The 16,807-nt window shown below is 59.1% G+C and carries 13 protein-coding genes; 3 read left to right on the top strand and 10 right to left on the bottom strand.

The genetic code is table 11. The features are described 5' to 3' along the window. Positions 1-6 precede the first annotated feature (6 nt). The gene (locus tag HNR46_RS08480; protein WP_221285088.1) at positions 7-1,488 is read right to left on the bottom strand and encodes a CoA-acylating methylmalonate-semialdehyde dehydrogenase; all 1,482 of its coding nucleotides are present in this window, start codon (positions 1,486-1,488) and stop codon (positions 7-9) included. Between the two features lies 1 nt (position 1,489). Further along, entirely contained in the window at positions 1,490-2,614 is a 1,125-nt protein-coding gene (preA, locus tag HNR46_RS08475; protein WP_184017750.1) for an NAD-dependent dihydropyrimidine dehydrogenase subunit PreA, read from the bottom strand. Positions 2,615-2,716: 102 nt separating this feature from the next. Here preA and HNR46_RS08470 point away from each other — a divergent pair, with 102 nt between their 5' ends. Continuing rightward, complete coding sequence (locus HNR46_RS08470; RefSeq protein WP_184017748.1) at positions 2,717-4,123, top strand: uracil-xanthine permease family protein; 1,407 nt, start codon at positions 2,717-2,719, stop codon at positions 4,121-4,123. Between the two features lie 2 nt (positions 4,124-4,125). Here HNR46_RS08470 and xdhC read toward each other — a convergent pair whose 3' ends face one another. Next, positions 4,126-4,890, bottom strand: a complete 765-nt coding sequence (xdhC, locus tag HNR46_RS08465) for a xanthine dehydrogenase accessory protein XdhC (protein ID WP_184017746.1) — start codon at positions 4,888-4,890, stop codon at positions 4,126-4,128. A gap of 86 nt (positions 4,891-4,976) precedes the next feature. Here xdhC and uraD point away from each other — a divergent pair, with 86 nt between their 5' ends. Beyond that, positions 4,977-5,489 carry a 2-oxo-4-hydroxy-4-carboxy-5-ureidoimidazoline decarboxylase gene (uraD, locus tag HNR46_RS08460; RefSeq protein ID WP_184017744.1) on the top strand — a complete coding sequence of 171 codons (513 nt, stop codon included), beginning with the start codon at positions 4,977-4,979 and terminating at the stop codon, positions 5,487-5,489. A 30-nt stretch (positions 5,490-5,519) separates the two neighbouring features. Next, positions 5,520-6,740, top strand: a complete 1,221-nt coding sequence (locus HNR46_RS08455) for a urate hydroxylase PuuD (protein WP_184017741.1) — start codon at positions 5,520-5,522, stop codon at positions 6,738-6,740. Positions 6,741-7,025: 285 nt separating this feature from the next. On the opposite strand, the gene HNR46_RS08450 is transcribed toward HNR46_RS08455, so the two are convergent. The 7 genes from HNR46_RS08450 to HNR46_RS21365 form a co-directional block, all read right to left on the bottom strand. Next, entirely contained in the window at positions 7,026-8,990 is a 1,965-nt protein-coding gene (locus HNR46_RS08450) for a sodium:solute symporter family protein (protein WP_184017739.1), read from the bottom strand. A gap of 27 nt (positions 8,991-9,017) precedes the next feature. Continuing rightward, a complete protein-coding gene (locus tag HNR46_RS08445) occupies positions 9,018-9,767 on the bottom strand; it encodes a carbohydrate-binding family 9-like protein (RefSeq protein WP_184017737.1) in 750 nt (249 codons plus the stop codon). 52 nt (positions 9,768-9,819) lie between these two features. Then, positions 9,820-11,163, bottom strand: a complete 1,344-nt coding sequence (locus HNR46_RS08440; RefSeq protein WP_184017735.1) for a lipopolysaccharide biosynthesis protein — start codon at positions 11,161-11,163, stop codon at positions 9,820-9,822. 24 nt (positions 11,164-11,187) lie between these two features. Next, positions 11,188-12,579, bottom strand: a complete 1,392-nt coding sequence (locus tag HNR46_RS08435) for a sugar transferase (protein WP_184017733.1) — start codon at positions 12,577-12,579, stop codon at positions 11,188-11,190. A gap of 203 nt (positions 12,580-12,782) precedes the next feature. After that, complete coding sequence (locus HNR46_RS08430) at positions 12,783-14,954, bottom strand: GumC family protein (RefSeq protein WP_184017731.1); 2,172 nt, start codon at positions 14,952-14,954, stop codon at positions 12,783-12,785. A gap of 7 nt (positions 14,955-14,961) precedes the next feature. Further along, complete coding sequence (locus tag HNR46_RS08425; RefSeq protein ID WP_184017729.1) at positions 14,962-15,534, bottom strand: polysaccharide biosynthesis/export family protein; 573 nt, start codon at positions 15,532-15,534, stop codon at positions 14,962-14,964. A 3-nt stretch (positions 15,535-15,537) separates the two neighbouring features. Further along, complete coding sequence (locus tag HNR46_RS21365; protein WP_184017727.1) at positions 15,538-16,791, bottom strand: outer membrane beta-barrel protein; 1,254 nt, start codon at positions 16,789-16,791, stop codon at positions 15,538-15,540. Positions 16,792-16,807 lie beyond the last annotated feature (16 nt).

Here is a 16,807-nt window from a genome sequence, read left to right as displayed (position 1 = left end):
CCAAGATTACTTCACCCAGATGTCGCCCTCGCCGAAGCTGAACCAGCGCACCGTGGTCGTCTTTTGTTTGGTGTAGAAAAGCACGCCTTCACGGCCCTGCATGTGAAGATCACCGAAAAAGCTCCGGTTCCAACCGGTGAACGGAAAGTAGGCAAGCGGCGCCGGCACGCCGACATTGATGCCCACCATCCCAGCCGACACCCGGTGCCTGAACTCCCGGGCCGCCTTCCCCGACGTGGTAAACAAACACGCTCCGTTGCCAAATGACTGCCGGTTCGCGGCCGCGATCGCATCATCCAGCGTCCGAGCCCTCATCACACTCAGCACCGGCCCAAAAACCTCCGTCGTTGATAAGTCGTTCCCGTAGTCGACACCGTCGATGATCGTCGGACCAACGTAGTAGCCGCCCGGAGCATCGTCCACGCGCACCGAACGTCCATCGGCAAGCACCTTCCCACCTTTGGCTTCACCCAGTGAAATCAGCTCTTTCACCCGGTCGCGATGGGCCCCAGTGATCAGCGCACCCATGTCAGGTTGGTCGGCCGTATCAGTGGGACCAATCCTCATCGAGCCGAGAATGTCCACCAACGCGGGGAGCACCCGCTCGCCCGCCTCACCCACCGCCACCGCCACGGACCCCGCCATGCAGCGCTCGCCTGCACAGCCAAAGGCGCTGTCACGCAGCGCCGAGGCCGTCGCCGCGACATCGGCATCCGGCAAAATCACCAGAAAATTCTTTGCTCCTCCTGCCGCCTGGACCCGCTTTCCGTGGAGACAGCCCTTCTGATAGACCGCTTCGGCCACTGGCGTCGATCCCACAAAAGACACCGCCGCGACCCCAGGATGCTCCAGCAATGCATCGACCACCTCACGCCCACCGTGAACGATCGAAAACACCCCGTCGGGAAGCCCCGCCTTCTTCATCATCCCAGCGATCCGCTGCATCGTCAGCGGCACCTTTTCACTCGGCTTGAGGATGAAACAATTGCCGCACACCAGCGCCAAGGGCCACATCCACATCGGCACCAGAGCGGGGAAATTGAATGGACAGATGCCCGCCACCACCCCCAGTGGAATGCGGTCGGTGTGGCAATCGATGCCGCGTGCGATGTTCTCAAGACTTTCCCCCATCAGCAGCGTGGGAGCCCCGCAGGCATACTCCACCATTTCGATGCCCCGACGCAGATCCCCGCGTGCTTCCACCAGGGTCTTGCCGTGCTCTTGGCAAATCCCCATGGCCAGCTCCTCGAACTCATCTTCGAGCATGGCCTTGAGCCGAAACATCACCTGCGCACGGTCGTTCGGCGGCGTTTCTCGCCAATCGGGAAATGCCTTGAGTGCCTCGGCAACGGCTTCTTCGACTTCTGCCGCTGACGACATCGGAACCGCCGTAAGGCTTTCGCCCCGCGAAGGATTCATGACAGGAGAGGTCTCTCGCACGTTCGGCGTCCGCCATTGACCGCCGATCAAATTCGGGAGCAGCTCCATATCAATTGCGGGCGAGCCCATCCGACTGTTTCACGAAATCATCTCCATCCCAATCGCCGTCCGCGGTCACCATTCCCGCTTTCTTGGCCGCCTCCTTCGCCTTGCGCTCCGTTTGCATCCGCACCAACTCGGCGTGGGTCGTGAAATACTGCAAACTATGGCCCTTGAAATCGTCCAGGGTCTCGAAGCCCTTCGACTCCATGAACTCCAGCAGCTCATCACAGAAACGCTGCACAACCGGATATCCAAACTTCATCACCCCCGTGCACACCTGCACGGTATCCCCTCCGAGGAGGATAAACTGAGCCGCATCCCAACCACTTTCCACACCCCCGATGGCCGAGAGGGATTTCCCGGGAAACTCCTTCCGAATCATCGTCGCCAATTCCATCACCATCCGCAACGCAATCGGTTTCACCGCCTTGCTCGAATACCCGCCAGGCGTCGTGAAACCCTCCACCGTGGGTTCTGGCCTTAAAGTCTCCAAATCCACGCCCATCACCGAGCGGATCGTATTGATTGCTGCCAACCCCTCGCACCCGGCACGCAGGGCCGCCCGACCTGGATCTTCAATGTGAGTCACATTCGGGGTCATCTTGGCCCACACGGGAATCTTCGCGACCTCATTCACCCATCCACATACCTCCTCGAGAATCGCGGGATCTTGTCCCATCGCCGCCCCCATTTTGCGTTCTGGCAGACCATGCGGGCAGGAAAAGTTCAGCTCAAATCCATCGACACCCACTTCCTGGCACCGCTCGATAATCTCACACCAGGCGTCCTTGTTGAACTCCTCCATCACCGACGCGATCAACACTCCATCCGGATAGCTGTCCTTGCACTCTTTGAACTCATCGAGCCACTTTTCAAACGGCCGATCACTGATGAGTTCAATGTTCTCCCAGCCGATCACCTCATTCCCATCTGCCGATTTCAACTTCGCGTATCGGGGACCCACATTCACCACCTTCGAAGCATCGAGGCTGATGGTCTTGGCGATCACCGCTCCCCAGCCCTCCTTGAAGGCACGCTGAATCACTTTGAGATTGGTCCCTGGAGGCCCCGATCCGATGACAAATGGATTGGGGAGATGAAGTCCGTCAACGGTCGTGGAAAGCGTGGGCATGATTTCTGCATCAGGTAGCTCGCCCGGAACGAGTTCCGGGCGATAAGTTGAACCCTGACATTTGAGCAGAAACCCTGCCAGATGGCTATGCCTGTTTTTCCCATGTCGTCGCAACCTCCTCAACTAACCTACGGCATCGAAGACAAACCACCATTGCGCGAGTCGATCCCGCTCGGTTTTCAGCACTATCTCACGATGTTTGGGTCGACCGTCGCGATCCCCTTCATTCTTGCCGATGCCCTTGGGGCATCCCCCGGCCAGGTGGGTCAGCTCATTGGTACGATTTTCTTCGTATCTGGCATTGCCACCCTGTTGCAAACCACCTTCGGCAACCGTTTGCCCATCATTCAGGGCGGAACCTTCTCTTTCCTTGCCCCTACCATCGCCATCTGCAGCATGGCCGGCCTGGCCGAGGCCGGCTTCGAAGTTCGCATGCAGCACGTTCAGGGAGCCGTCATCGCTGGGTCCATCTTTGAGATACTGCTGGGCTTCACGGGCGCTGTAGGACTTCTTTTACGCTTCGTCTCTCCGGTCGTGATCGCCCCCACCATCGCGCTCATCGGCCTGGCGCTATTCCAATTCGGGGCCACGCGCTCGGGAGCTGGGGCCTTCTGGCCGATCGGAGGCCTCGCCATTGGCTTGATCATCGCGTTCAGCCAGTATCTTCGGAAAGTCCATCGAGCCTTCAGCATGTATCCTGTCTTGCTGGGAATCGTCGGTGCTTGGGCCGCCTGCATTCTCGGCACCGAAGTGGGTTGGTTTGGTCCCGGTCACCCGGCATTCACCGATTTTTCAAAAGTCTCCGACGCCCCTTGGTTGCGCGTTCCCTATCCCTTCCAGTGGGGCCCTCCCCATTTCACCATCACGGCGATCGTGGGGATGCTCGCTGGCTACATCGCCTCCGTCATCGAATCCGTGGGCGACTACTACGCTTGTGCCCGTTTGTCAGGCGCCCCGATCCCCACAGCGCGCCAAGTCAACCGTGGGATTGGCTTCGAGGGCATCGGTTGCTTCATCGCCGGCATCTTTGGCTCCGGAAATGGGACCACTTCCTACTCGGAAAACATCGGCGCCATCGGCCTCACCAAAGTCGGATCCCGGCGGGTCGTGCAATGCGGCGCGGGCTTCATGCTGATTCTCGCCGTCTTCGGAAAATTCGGCGCACTCTTTTCCACCATTCCCCAACCCATCGTTGGCGGAATGTACTGCGTCATGTTCGGCATGATCGCCTCCGTCGGACTCAGCAATCTTCAGTTCGTCGATCTCAACTCGGCCCGCAATCTCTTCATCATCGGTTTCTCGCTATTCATGGGGCTCTCCCTTCCGGAATACTTCCGAGCTCTCGAACACCCGCTGCTCGACGGCCGTGCCAAATGGCTGGGAGATATCCTCACTTCCATCGGACTGTCCGGCATGTCCGTGGGGGCGATCATGGCCTTGATTCTCGACAACACCATTCCTGGCACCGCCGAAGAACGCGGCCTCATCGCCTGGCAGGGAAAACCCTAACCTCACCCCCTGACCTGCAACAGGCGCGCCACAATACTGACCGCAATCTCTGCCGGATCATTGCCCCCGATGGGAAGTCCCAAAGGACACTCCAGTTTCTCCAAGAACGCATCTTCCACCCCCTCGTCCCGCAATTCCTTCCACAACACAGCACGCTTCGAAGCACTGCCAATCACTCCGACGAAGGACCAATCAACGCCCGACTTGGCCACCTCCCGCAACACAGGCCGATCACTGGCGTGCCCCTTGGTCACACAAACGACAAAACTCCCGTTTCGCACCAAGCGCACACCATCTTCAAAGCGATCCACACGATGTTTCCTCAGGCGCGCACCGTCCGGCACCGCCGCAAGCCACTCCTCGCGGGGATCCACCAGATCCACCGTACATCGGAGAGTGTTCAATAGTCGAACCAAGGCCGCCCCGACGTGTCCGGCACCGAAAACCACGATCGACCAGTTCTCACTCGCAGCCACGTTCTCAAACAAGAAACCCATTTCGCCGCCACAGGTCATGCCGATGTCCCGTTGCAGATTCCAGATCACCGATTCGCAAACGCCACCCTCCTCCAACATCTTCATCGCATGAGCCACGGCTCGGGCTTCGACTTTCCCTCCTCCCAAGTTCCCCGCAGTCAATCCCCATCGGCTCACCAGAGCCTTGCCGCCAAGCTCCCCAGGCACACTGCCGCGCGCTGAGATCACGGTGACGACCACCATGGGCATTCCCGACTTTCGGGCTTCGGCAATCGCCAGCCAAACATCCATGCCCCCATCGTCGCCACGCCGCCACAGCAAAACAATCCACTTTTCCGAGATTGCGGTCCCTCTACCATCTCGGCAGAAAGATCGATATGACCCTCGATGCCCTCAATGAGCTTTCTCCAGAAGCCTTCCTCGATGTCATGGGAGGCATCTACGAGCACTCCCCTTGGGTTGCCTCCGCGGCCTTGCCTTTCCGACCCTTCCCCAATCTCCCCTCCCTACAACAAACCCTGCGCGAAACGGTCGACGCCGCTCCCCTTGCGCGGCAAATGACTCTCATTCAAGCCCACCCTGACCTCGCGGGCAAACTCGCCCGCGCAGGCAACCTCACCGCAGAAAGCACCCGAGAACAGGCCGGGCTTGGACTCGATCAACTGTCCGACCAAGAATACCTTCTCTTTTCCGAACTGAACGCCCGCTACCGCGAACGCTTCGGATTTCCCTTCATCATCTGCGCTCGTAAGCACTCCCGGGACTCGGTCCTCGCCGCATTCCGGCAGAGACTCAAACACGACCGTGACTCGGAAATCCTCGAAGCTCTCCGTCAAATCCATGACATCGCCGCGCTGCGATTGGGCGACGCCATCCACTCAGGATCTTGATCCTAGCACACCTCCTGCTAGGAGAATGCCATGGAATCAGGTTTTTCCGAAATCGCCGCCATCCTCTTGAGATTCGCTCACGTGGTGGCAGCGATCATGTGGATCGGGAATTCCCTCCTTTTCACTTGGATGGAGTTGCGATTGATCGCTCGCAGATCCGGCGCTCCGGATGATGATCTCATCGGGCATCTCGACATGCTCCACGGAGGCGGTGTGTTTCACCTCGAGAAACGCATCCTTCGTCCCGGCGCGATACCCGTGCCGCTCTACTGGTTCAAGTGGCAATCCTACACCACGTGGTTGACGGGATTCAGCCTCCTCTGCGTGCTCTTCTACCGGGACGGCTCGACCCTCGCGGATGCCACTCGCTCAGACCTCAGTGGACCCGCATCCGCCGGTCTCAGTCTCGCAGGACTCGTCATCGGGTGGATCTACTACGACCTCCTCTGGCGCTCCCCCCTGGGAAAAAACCTCTGGACCGGTGCCATCGGCACCTTCGTCGGCATCGCTGCCGCAGCTGAATTCTACGGCCACTATTTCAACGGACGAGCTCTCTACCTCCAAATCGGTGCCATGATGGCCACTTGGATGACCGCCAATGTCTTCGTCCACATCATGGGCAATCAGCACCGCTTCATGCGAGCCCTGGAATCCGGACAACCTCACGACCCCAGTTTCGGCAAACGAGCCAAATCCCGCTCGCTACACAATCATCACCTGACCTTTCCGGTGCTCTTTCTGATGCTGAGCGCCCATTTCCCCCGCCTCCATGCCGCCGACCTGCGTGTGCCGATTCTCTTGGTCACCATTCTCACTCTCGTCGCCGTCAAAGCGCTGATGAATGCTCGCCTGCACTTCCGTGCATGGTGGATCATCCTCACAGCACTCGTGGTCAGTGCCACCGCCATCGTCGCCGCCCTCATTCACCGACCTTCCACTTCCCCGGTGAACCCCGAGATCACCCACGGCCGTCAAGTCTTCGAAGCGATGGCTTGCGGCTCGTGCCATATGCAAGGAGTGGCCCAGATTGCGCCTTCACTCCACGGGATCTACGGCACCCAGCAGGCGCTCGCAGATGGCACCACAGTCCTGATCGACGAATCCTACCTGCGTGAATCCATTCTCACCCCCCAGGCCAAAATTGCCGCCGGTTTTGCCCCGGCCATGCCCAGCTTCCAAGATCGGCTGAGTGAAGAAGAACTCTCCGCTCTCATCGACTACGTGCGCTCTCTCACGCCCACCAATCCCTGATTTTCTGGGAGCCGCGAAGACGTAATCGCCAGATCATCAATTTCAGTTAAATATCGAGCCGTCTTCAACACCTGCCGAATCGAAAGCGGACTCCCTTGGATTCCCCCAGATTGAGCCCAAGACCCGAGACGCTTTTCCCCAGCAGACCGCCGCGAACCTTCCTTCGATTTTCCCCGAAGGCCGGTCAGAGCAGGAGATGCAACCCGTATCCACTGAAACCCCCGAACTCCCGCTTCCGGTCCCCCGCTGGAAGCGGGACGGCGGAGGGGCCCAATTCCTTTCCTTTTACGAGGCCTCCTTGCGGAGCACCGCAAACCAAATCCAGGCAAACCCTGCCACCATCGCCAACCCTGAGGGCACCGCCCATTCCCATTGCTTCAACAGGGTGTAGCCGATGAAGAACATCCCTCCCCAAATCAGCGCCATCCCCGCAAAAAAATTGGGCAAAAAGTGCCGCGTCACCTCCCGATCTCGCTCGCCGCCGATCTCTGCCAAGTCCCGCCACCAACCTCCTGGCCGCACCTTCTGATAGAATGCCCGAAGCTGCTCTGAAGGTTCCGGAGGAGTCGCGAAGGTGACTCCCAACCAGGCCACCACCGAGACACCCACCACCACCAGAAGCTGGAGATGAAATGGAAATGGATGCCCGGCGATCACCGGGTCCCGACCGAAAAGAACATAGGCCTCACCTCCACGCATCGTCTGCACTGCCGCCAGCACCTCAAATCCACAAGTCGCCAGGAAGGACACCGCCAACGCTGAGATCTCCGACCAGGCGTTGATCCGCCACCAGAACCACCGAAGGATCAAAACCAGCCCGATGCCGCTGCCCATCGCCATCACGAACTTCCAAGCCTTTTCAATGCTCCCCATGTTGCGAGCAATGACAGCCGCCACCACAATCAGCCCCACCGTCGCCAACTGCCCCGCCACCACATAGTGACGCTCGCCTCGATTCGGCTGAACAAATCGCCGGTAGATGTCGTGAACAAGATAGGAGGAACCCCAATTCAAGTGAGTATCCACCGTCGACATGAATGCCGCGAGGAAACTCACGATCAGCAGCCCTTTCAAGCCAGGGCCCAACAACTGGTTCATCACAAGCGAGTATCCCGCTTTCTCCCCCATCGGGTGCCCGGCCAGATCCGGAAACAACACCACGGAGACGAGCGCCACCAAGATCCACGGCCAAGTACGCAGGGCATAGTTCGCGAAATTGTACCACAAATTCGCCGCCAAGGCATGTCGTTCATTGCGCGCCGCCATGGTGCGCTGGATCAGATAGCCTCCGCCATCCGTGGCATGATTCGACCACCACATCACCAGAATCAAGACCAGGAACTGGAAAAACTGAGAGTTGAGAAACTCGAATGAAAACCACGAAACATCGGTCGGCACTACCGGCACCACACTGATTGCCTCCGCCGCCGATTTCGGCATCTGTTCGTAGGCACCCTGCAGTGCGGCCACCACCTCGGGCGTCGCCCCCGCCTCCCGGCTCGCTTCCAACTGCACTTGGGCCGCCTGCGCCTTCGCCGCGAAGGTCGTATCCAAACCTTCCATCAACCCATCAATCCCTCCCACTTGGTTCACCGCCACCACCGCGAGCACCACTGCACCCGCCATCGCGATGAAAAACTGAATCACATCGGTCACCACCACGCCCCAGAAACCGGACAACAAAGCGTAGAGCGTCGAAATCCCCACCAATACCCACACCATCACCTCCCGAAAGTCCCACTGCACTGACCATCCCGCGATCTCGAAGGCCAAGGGCTCACCATTTCCTAACATCACCGTCAGCACGGATGACATGCCGTTGATCACCCAGCCGAGAACGATGAAATTGTAGAGCAGCGCAAAATACCCCGCCTTGAAGAACCTCAAAAAGGCTGCCGGCCGCCCGGAGTAACGCATTTCCAATAGCTCATTCTCCGTCAAAACCTCCGCCCGTCGCCACAATCTCGAAAATAAGAACACCGCCAGCAACCCGTAGAGCAACCAATTCCACCAAAACCAGTTCTCCCAAATTCCCTTCATCCGCGACATCTCCGTGATCGCCAAAGGAGTGTCCGCAGCAAAGGTCGTCGCCACCATCGATGTCCCCAATGCCCACCACGGCAACTTTCGCCCGGCGAGGTAGTATTCTTCCGAGTTCTCACTGGCCCTCTTCCGACACGCGATGCCGATCCCCAAAGCGATCAGCAGGTAGAGTCCGATGATGCACCAATCGATGGCGGCAAGCTGCATGGAGGCAATACGGCAGGTTCCCTGGATTCATTCAAACCTCAGCTCACCCCAACGCTCGGGCCAGTGCATATTCACGACCCCTTGCGGACTCCACACCCAGTTGTCTTCAGGATGATGTTGCTCTTCCGGATTCAATCCAATGCCCAGATCCGCTCCATGGGGAGGAATTCGAACGTAGCTCCCGTCGACAATCTCATGCTGCCACTGCACCCGCGAAAAATTCGCCCTCCAACATTCGCCGGTTTCTGGAGGACCCTTTCGCCCCCCTCGATAGGGAGCCAGTCCCTCCCACGGGATGGAGACCCGTGCCTCCCAGCCTCGATCCTCATCGCCAGGATCGTTGACGGTCCCATCCACCACGGCCTCCGCCACCAAGCCTTCGATATTGCAACCTAACACCGGGATTCCTCCCTGCGCATAAGGAACCGGCAACGACAACTCCCAGAGAGTGCCCAGGGCATTCATCTCAAACTCGTAGTAGTTCCGCCCATCACAGTCCGGATCGAGAAAGATCTCAAAATCATTGTCATGGAAGATCACCTCATTCTTCTGCGTGATCGTTCCCCAAACATGCGGCTCCTCCATTTCTGCACGAAAGTGCAGGTAGGTCTCGTCCCACGCGATCTTCATCCGCGTGCGAAAGCGTGGCGCCCGCTCGGCACGGCCGGTGATATCGACAAAATTTTCGCTCCAAGGGATCTCCTCCCACCCGCCATCACCAAGCTTGGGACAGCCATAGCTTCGTCGCAGCGCAGGAGTCCAGAAGTCATCACTCATCAAGCGAATCCCTTGGATGGCCCAACCACCCGTGGCAAGCCTCGAAGCGCGATCACCCCAAGACTCGCCGCACTCGCAGCGGAAGCAGCCACCCTGTCACCATCGCAATCCCCACCCCCATCGCCGTCAACATGCCGGCCACACCGCCAAAATGCAGCCCTCCCCATGCCAAGAGCGCCACCAGTGAGGTTTCCGCCAACTGAATCCTCGCCAAGGATTTCACCTGACCCGAACCAATCATCAGGACGTGATTCAAGTGCCTCCATGTATGCGCCATGAAGTAGAACCCGAACGCCGCCATCAAACTGCGCGGCAGCCTCGCAAACTCATCACCCAACCACAGCGAAATCAGCCAAGGCCCCACACTCACCCAGCCCACCGCCGCCGCCAGGGCGAATCCGCAGCCGAGCCGATAGAGTCGCTTCGCTGCCCGAGCCGCCCATTCTCGATCGCCCCGCGCCAAGGCCTCCGCAACCGCCGGCCACGTCGGCGTGCTCACCATCATCACAAAGCCCAGCTGCATCACACTGAGCTGAACAAAGATCATATACAGCGCCACCTGCTCCGGTCCGCCATGCCGCCCCACAAGCCAGGTGCAGCCATTGGATTCAACAAAACCCACCAGCAACGAGCAGGTCGCGAATGCAGCTCCATCCCCGATCAAATGACGCAGCAATCCTCGATCAAACGCCCTCCGCCTGGGCCTCACATCCGGGTGCCCTCGCCAAAGACTCCAGGTGTTCGCCACCTTTGCCACCACCATTGAACCATGCACGGCCAGCACCAAAAGCCACACCTCCGGCCTCACCCACACCACGGCACCCACCGCTCCTGCCGCCAACAAATTTCCAGCCGCTCCCCACGTGTTGGAATGGGCCACTTCCAGCAATCCTTCCCGCAAACGCTCCGTGAGATTCAGAACCACCATCGCCAGAAACAGCCCCAACCCCAACCACAAAGCCGGCCGCATCACCCCTTCACTGCCTGCAAAATCAGGGCCAAACAAGGTCGGCACCGAAAAGCTCATCAACACTCCCGCCGCCGCCAGACCAGCGATCCAAGCAATCCCCAAAACCAGAAAAAACGCCGTGGATGCCAGGCGCTGCTGCAAAGCTCGATCCCCCGTGGCTCCGGCCTTGGAAATACCATGAGCCAAAGCCGGACCAATCCCGATCTCCAACAGGTGCACCGTCGCCAATGCCGTGCTCACCGCACCAAAGATCCCGAATTCCTCCCGTCCCATCACCCGCAATGCCGCGGGCAAGGCCACCAACTGAAGGAGAAACGTCCCCCCTTTGGAAAGGAAGGACGTCAGCACGGCCCGGCGAATCGATGAATCCCGCCGGGCACCGGCTTCAATGGCCTCAGATGGCTGCACGGCTTCGAGCATAGGCATCCGCAAGCAGGTGAAAAGCCACGATCAGCACGCGCCCTTTCGCTTGAAGAAAGTCAGCGCCATGATCTGGACGTCGAGCCAGAGATTCCAGTTCTCGATGTAGTCCAAGTCGAACTTCACGCGTTCCCGCAGGCAGGTATCCCCACGCAGGCCATTCACTTGCGCCCAACCCGTCACTCCGGGTTTCACGTTGTGACGGACATTGTAGTAGCGAATGTCTTCCTTGAAGCCCTCGATCAGTTCCGGCCGCTCCGGCCGAGGACCCACCAAGCTCATCTCGCCACGCAAGACGTTCCAGAATTGCGGCAGTTCGTCGATGTTCCAAGCTCGCATGAAAGCCCCCACCTTGAGGCGACGGGGATCATTGGCCACCGTCCATCCCGGAGCCCCGGTGGATTCTGCATCCAACTTCATGCTGCGGATCTTGAGGATCTCAAAGGGCATGCCATTGAGGCCGATACGCCGCTGACGGTAAATCACAGGTCCGCGACTTTCGAAATAAACCATTGCCGCAAAGGCCGCCATCACCGGCGCCGAAAGTGCCAGGCCCACCAATGCCCCCACAATGTCCACCGCCCGTTTGAGGGCATTGTTCATCGCATGGTGCAGTGGAAGTTGTCCCACACCCAGCACCGGCACGCCATGCACCGTCTCCAGCTGCAAGCCAGATACCAGAACTTGGAAACAACTCGGCACCAATTTGAAATCCAGGAACTCTTTCCCACAGGTCTCCGCGAGTTCGATCATCTGCGCCCGATCCAGCGCACCATCAACCGCCATCACCACATCAGCACCCGACTCACGCAGCACATGCCGCGCATCATCGATCGATCCCAGAACCGGAACATCGCTCGGAAGGGAAGCATCCTCACCCGTGACAATGCGACCGAGCACTTGGAAGGCATGAGCACGGCCGTCGGCAAATCGCCGAGCCGTCACCTCACAATCATCGTTCCACCCCACAAACACCACCTTCTGGCGCAGAGCTGAGGCAATCGGTTCGCGACGCAGAAGACAGTAAAGCACCCAGCGCCAAAGGCTCAGCGACAGCCACGCCATGCCCGCACCTACCATGCAGTAAATGCGGCTGATCGGCGGGTCGATCTTCAACAACAGCGCCAAGCTCAGGAACAACCCAAACCACAAGGCCACGGATTTGAAAACCACCAGCAAGGTCCGGCGGAAATTCAGAAAGTTCCGCGGATCGTGTGCACGGAAGTTCGCCAATAGGAAAATCATCAGCACCGCACCCAGCAACACGTGCCCAGCATAATCGCGCAGGCCAATCGCGTGATCGAGCACACCGACACCACGCATCCGGGTTTCAAAGCGGATCAAATAGGCTCCCAGCAAACTGAAGATGACCATTGAGGCATCTCCCAGAAAACTCAGGGCTACCAATTTTTGGTGCGCCATCCAGGTACGATGGCGGTGACGCAGCGTGAAAAGACGCTGACGGGCATCAGGCGGGCTTCCTTGGGGGACAGAAGCCTCGCACGACTCGGGGGCGGTCGCGGGATTCATGTGGGGGTGATGGGGGGTGACAGCTGGTTGGGGTAAACCAGGAATTCACCGGGGGTGCGGTGAACAGGGGAATGATCTGCGAACGGGCCGCAAAGTCAAGTTGAAGTCCGGGATTGGGGCGAAATGATCATATCCGAGGCTGAGCCATGACCCAGCCCTTCACGAAGTACGGTCAATGACGGAGCATCGCCTCGCGCCACGACTCGTTCATTCCAAACGAAGCCAACCAGATTGCCTCCGGAGGAACGAAGATGGCGGGCGGCTTCCCGCAGCTCACGTCGATCTCCGCCCTCACGTCCAACAACAAGGCAGGTGCGGTCAGCACAACGCGAAAGGATCTGCGCATCCGGCGATCCCAGCACTGCAGGGGCATCGATCACGATCCGGTCAAACCAATTGCCAGCTTCCTCAATCAAGGCCGCAAAGCGAGTTCGCGACAACAACTCCGGTGCGTCGGCGCGCATCTCGCCGGACGAAATCAGATAGAGCGCGGGCACCGAAGTGCGCACACAGGCATCCGCTGCCGTGGCCTTACCGTCGAGGTATCCGCCAAGACCCAAATGACCCGCCCGCTCTTTGAGGAAATCCCGGCTGAGACCCGGAGTCCGCAGATCCGCATCGATCAACAAGGTCCGGTGGCCCTCCACGGCCAGCGATACCGCGTGATTCACCGCACAGAAAGATGCGCCTTCTCCCGGCTTCGCTGTCGCGAACAAAATGGTGTGCAGTCGGTCATCCTGACTCCGCGGAGCCAGCACCACCCGCAAGCGTCGAAAGGCATCCGCCAATGAAGATTGCGGGTCCGAAAGCACCACAGCACCCGAACGCTCGTCGCCTACCGGAAGTTCGCCAAGCATCGGCACCCCGGTCGCGCGCATCACTCCAGCTGCTCCACGCACCCTAGTATCGCCCAACTCCAATCCCACCGCGATCACCAGACCGAAGCCAAAAGCCAAGACAGACCCCACTCCGAGCATCAACGCCTTGCGAGGTCGAGATGGCTTCTCAGGAACCGTCGGTTGGTCCCGCCAACTCAAGACCGATGCTGGAACCGACCCAGCCAAATGCGCTTCGCGAAGCTGTCGAGAAACCTGATCATAAAGCTCCCGGTCATTCGATGCCTGTTGCTTCAAGCGAGAGAATTCCGCACGCAGGCCCTCGACATCGACCGTTTGACTCCGCGCTGAGGCCACCTCTCGGCTCAGCTTGTTCTCATTCTCCGTGGCGATCCGATACCGATTGCCGATCGCCTCAGCCGCCGTCGCCATCGCAGTTTTCAGATTGTTCCGGGTGTCGATGAGTTCCGCTTCAGCTCGCTTGAATTCAGGGTGCTTGTAAAGATAGCGCTCTTTGACCCTCGCAAACTCCAGCTCCTTCTCCCTCACTTCCCGAACAAGAGCACCTACCTCTTCCGTCGATCCACTCGCAGGCAACCCCGCTAGAGCATTAGGATCTTCCGGATCCAATCGCGCGAATGCATCCCGCTCCGCCTCCAAGCGCATCCTCTCTGCCTTCGCCTCCGAAAGCCGAGCAGCCAAAATCGACCATTCATCGCCCGCCGAAGCAGCCCCTGCTTCGCCGTCCAGTCCAGGTACCGGATGCGCTTCCCGGAATGCCGTCACCGCGCCTTCGGACGCCTCCATCTTCATCTGCAGGCGCGACTCCTCGGCATGCAGCCCTTCAATCATTTCCTGCAGGATCGCCTCCTGCCGCTCCGTGCTCAGGGATTCATATTCCTCCTTCACCGCCGTAACGATTTGCTGTGCCCGCACCGGGTCCGGGTCCTCAACCGTAATGTCGATGAGCCGAGTCCCACGCCGCAACGCGACTTGAAGACGATGCGAGAGCACCTCCAGCCTCTGAGCATCGGTCGTCGCTTTCGGCGCAAAAGATGGATCCTTGGCCAGAGCCAGCCGATCCGACACCTGCATCAAAAGCATGTTGGAAAGCATTCCCTGCTCAACCGACTGCATTTGCTCCAGATCGCGGGACTCCTCTGTCGTCGCCGCCTGAATCTCAGAAATCCGGGGTGCCTCGGTGCTCACATACACCGAACCATGGGAAATGTAGTATTTCGTCACCTTCCCGGAAATCCAGAAAGCGAGAGCGCCACCCAGCACCCCGAAAACGACCGGTAGCCATCCCCAACGCTTGAGGAATCCACCCACCCGGGTGACTTCCACCTTAGGTAGAAAAAATGCCGGATCCGACCCCGGACCGGAGGATGGGGGCGGAGTGGAAGAAGGCCCTGGAAGAAATGAACTCATAGGAAACTCAGAAGAGGCTTTCTGGGATCGAAATCACATCGCCGTCGCGCAACGGGATGTCCTTGGCCTCGCCCGCAGCGATTGCCTTCACGTTGACCCGATAGGCACGCTCGCTCCCCTTGCGCTTGAGGGTGACCTTCTTTTCATTGGCGATTCGAGTCATGCCCCCTGCTAGGCCAATGGCCTCGATCAAGGTGAGTTCGCGATTCGGATCGATTTGAAACACTCCCGGCCGCTGCGCTTGACCCAAGACCGTCACCGTTTTGCGCACTCGCGCGGTGATCGCCACCGTGACCTCTGGCTTGACCAAATAGCCATCGCGCAGCCGGGCCTCGATCACCCGTGCTGCTTCCGTGGTAGATAGGCCCGCCAATCGCACAGCACCGATCAACGGCACTTCGATCTCACCCTCCAATGAAAGCTGACCCCGCGTGGTCAAGTTGTCCTCTCGGAACACCCGCACCTCGACGCTATCCCGGCTTCCGATCAATCCAGATCCAGCCTCCTGTGCCAGCGCTGGCACCAGCAGAAAAAGACAAGTCCAAAGGGCCCACAGCCCCGATGCCATTCGTATCTTCATCCTTCAGAAGTCATACTGGAGTTCCACACCAACCTGATGATTATCATAACCATAGGTGTTGTTATTGGAGGTATTCCGCTCATAGCGGTATCCCACCCCCACCCGAAAATCATCGCTCACCGAATACTCAACCGACGGCCTCACAAACATCACCTCGTCGCGGCGGCCTGCCGCCGCCGCTCCGGCAGCCACCTGCTTGTAATCCGAACTCTCCCACCCAGCTTCCAACGAAGCCACCCAGCGGCGTCCTAGCTTTTGTCGCACTCCCCCGCTGAGGCCGGCAACCTTGATGTTCTGACCGGCGAATACAGCCGAAACCTCTTCCCGCTGATAAGCACTGGCGAACACCGTCGTGCCCTCACGTGGCTGCCACTCGACCCGGGCATCCACGATGCCATGGGTGTCTCCACCCTGCGCATAGTCCCGCGATTCCACACCTCCCTTGATGTGGATGGACCATTTTTCCCGTGGCTTCCACACCAGAGCCAACGTCGCCTGCTGATAGGTCTGATCTGGCGAACCTTCAACTTCGGCACGACCGCTCCGGAAGGCCGCCGTCACACTTGTCTTGGGCGAATAGGCAAATTCCAGAGCTGCCTCCAAATAGTTCGAGCGCGAGTCCGAAAGCGTCGCTCCATCGTAGTCCTGCCCGGAAGTTCCTGCGGCCCATTGAACCCCCAGCTTCTCTTTCGGCCTCCAAATAAACCGGAGCTCTTGGTCGTCTTCGGTGCGATCCGCCTTGATCGCCCCCAATTCAGCCGTGGGATTCCCCAAGCGACGTACCGATCCCTGATAAACCATCCCACTACGACGTCCTTCGTATCCCACCTTCACCGCAAGATCATGATCAACACGATTCTCGCCACCGTGGTCGAGATAGATGACTGCGGAAGGTTGATAAACCGCCGACAAATAAGCGCCTCGTGCGCCCTCGACGCCTTGAACCCAACCCACCTTCGGAGTCACCTTAACCACCAAGTCGGACTCCTCCTGAGAACGGGAAAGAAAAATATTATCGTCCCACAGCGCGCCCACCTTGATCCCAAGATCGAGGCCCTGCTCCGGCATACCGGCATCACTCAAATCTTCCCGCGGTGCCAACTCACCCAACTCCACCACCTCCGCATTCACTCTCGCCTCCTCCAGCGGACGGACTTCCAAAATCGCATCCAGTGATGCCTGCGCCCACGCGGGGCCCCATCCGACTGCCCCTAGGCAGACGGACCAAGCCAAGATTCGTGAGAATCGGGATGCCACGGAAGGATTCAAAGTG

It is taken from the genome of Haloferula luteola, from assembly GCF_014201715.1.
Lineage (GTDB): Bacteria > Verrucomicrobiota > Verrucomicrobiia > Verrucomicrobiales > Akkermansiaceae > Haloferula > Haloferula luteola.
This window is presented reverse-complemented; position numbering and strand designations above follow the sequence as displayed.

What these genes read in the sequence shown, in the direction of transcription:
- HNR46_RS08480 (WP_221285088.1), bottom strand. Translation starts at nt 1,488, where the DNA reads ATGGAGCTGCTCCCGAATTTGATCGGCGGTCAATGGCGGACGCCGAAC.
- preA (WP_184017750.1), bottom strand. Translation starts at nt 2,614, where the DNA reads ATGCCCACGCTTTCCACGACCGTTGACGGACTTCATCTCCCCAATCCA.
- HNR46_RS08470 (WP_184017748.1), top strand. Translation starts at nt 2,717, where the DNA reads ATGTCGTCGCAACCTCCTCAACTAACCTACGGCATCGAAGACAAACCA.
- xdhC (WP_184017746.1), bottom strand. Translation starts at nt 4,890, where the DNA reads ATGGATGTTTGGCTGGCGATTGCCGAAGCCCGAAAGTCGGGAATGCCC.
- uraD (WP_184017744.1), top strand. Translation starts at nt 4,977, where the DNA reads ATGACCCTCGATGCCCTCAATGAGCTTTCTCCAGAAGCCTTCCTCGAT.
- HNR46_RS08455 (WP_184017741.1), top strand. Translation starts at nt 5,520, where the DNA reads ATGGAATCAGGTTTTTCCGAAATCGCCGCCATCCTCTTGAGATTCGCT.
- HNR46_RS08450 (WP_184017739.1), bottom strand. Translation starts at nt 8,990, where the DNA reads ATGCAGCTTGCCGCCATCGATTGGTGCATCATCGGACTCTACCTGCTG.
- HNR46_RS08445 (WP_184017737.1), bottom strand. Translation starts at nt 9,767, where the DNA reads ATGAGTGATGACTTCTGGACTCCTGCGCTGCGACGAAGCTATGGCTGT.
- HNR46_RS08440 (WP_184017735.1), bottom strand. Translation starts at nt 11,163, where the DNA reads ATGCCTATGCTCGAAGCCGTGCAGCCATCTGAGGCCATTGAAGCCGGT.
- HNR46_RS08435 (WP_184017733.1), bottom strand. Translation starts at nt 12,579, where the DNA reads ATGGCGCACCAAAAATTGGTAGCCCTGAGTTTTCTGGGAGATGCCTCA.
- HNR46_RS08430 (WP_184017731.1), bottom strand. Translation starts at nt 14,954, where the DNA reads ATGAGTTCATTTCTTCCAGGGCCTTCTTCCACTCCGCCCCCATCCTCC.
- HNR46_RS08425 (WP_184017729.1), bottom strand. Translation starts at nt 15,534, where the DNA reads ATGAAGATACGAATGGCATCGGGGCTGTGGGCCCTTTGGACTTGTCTT.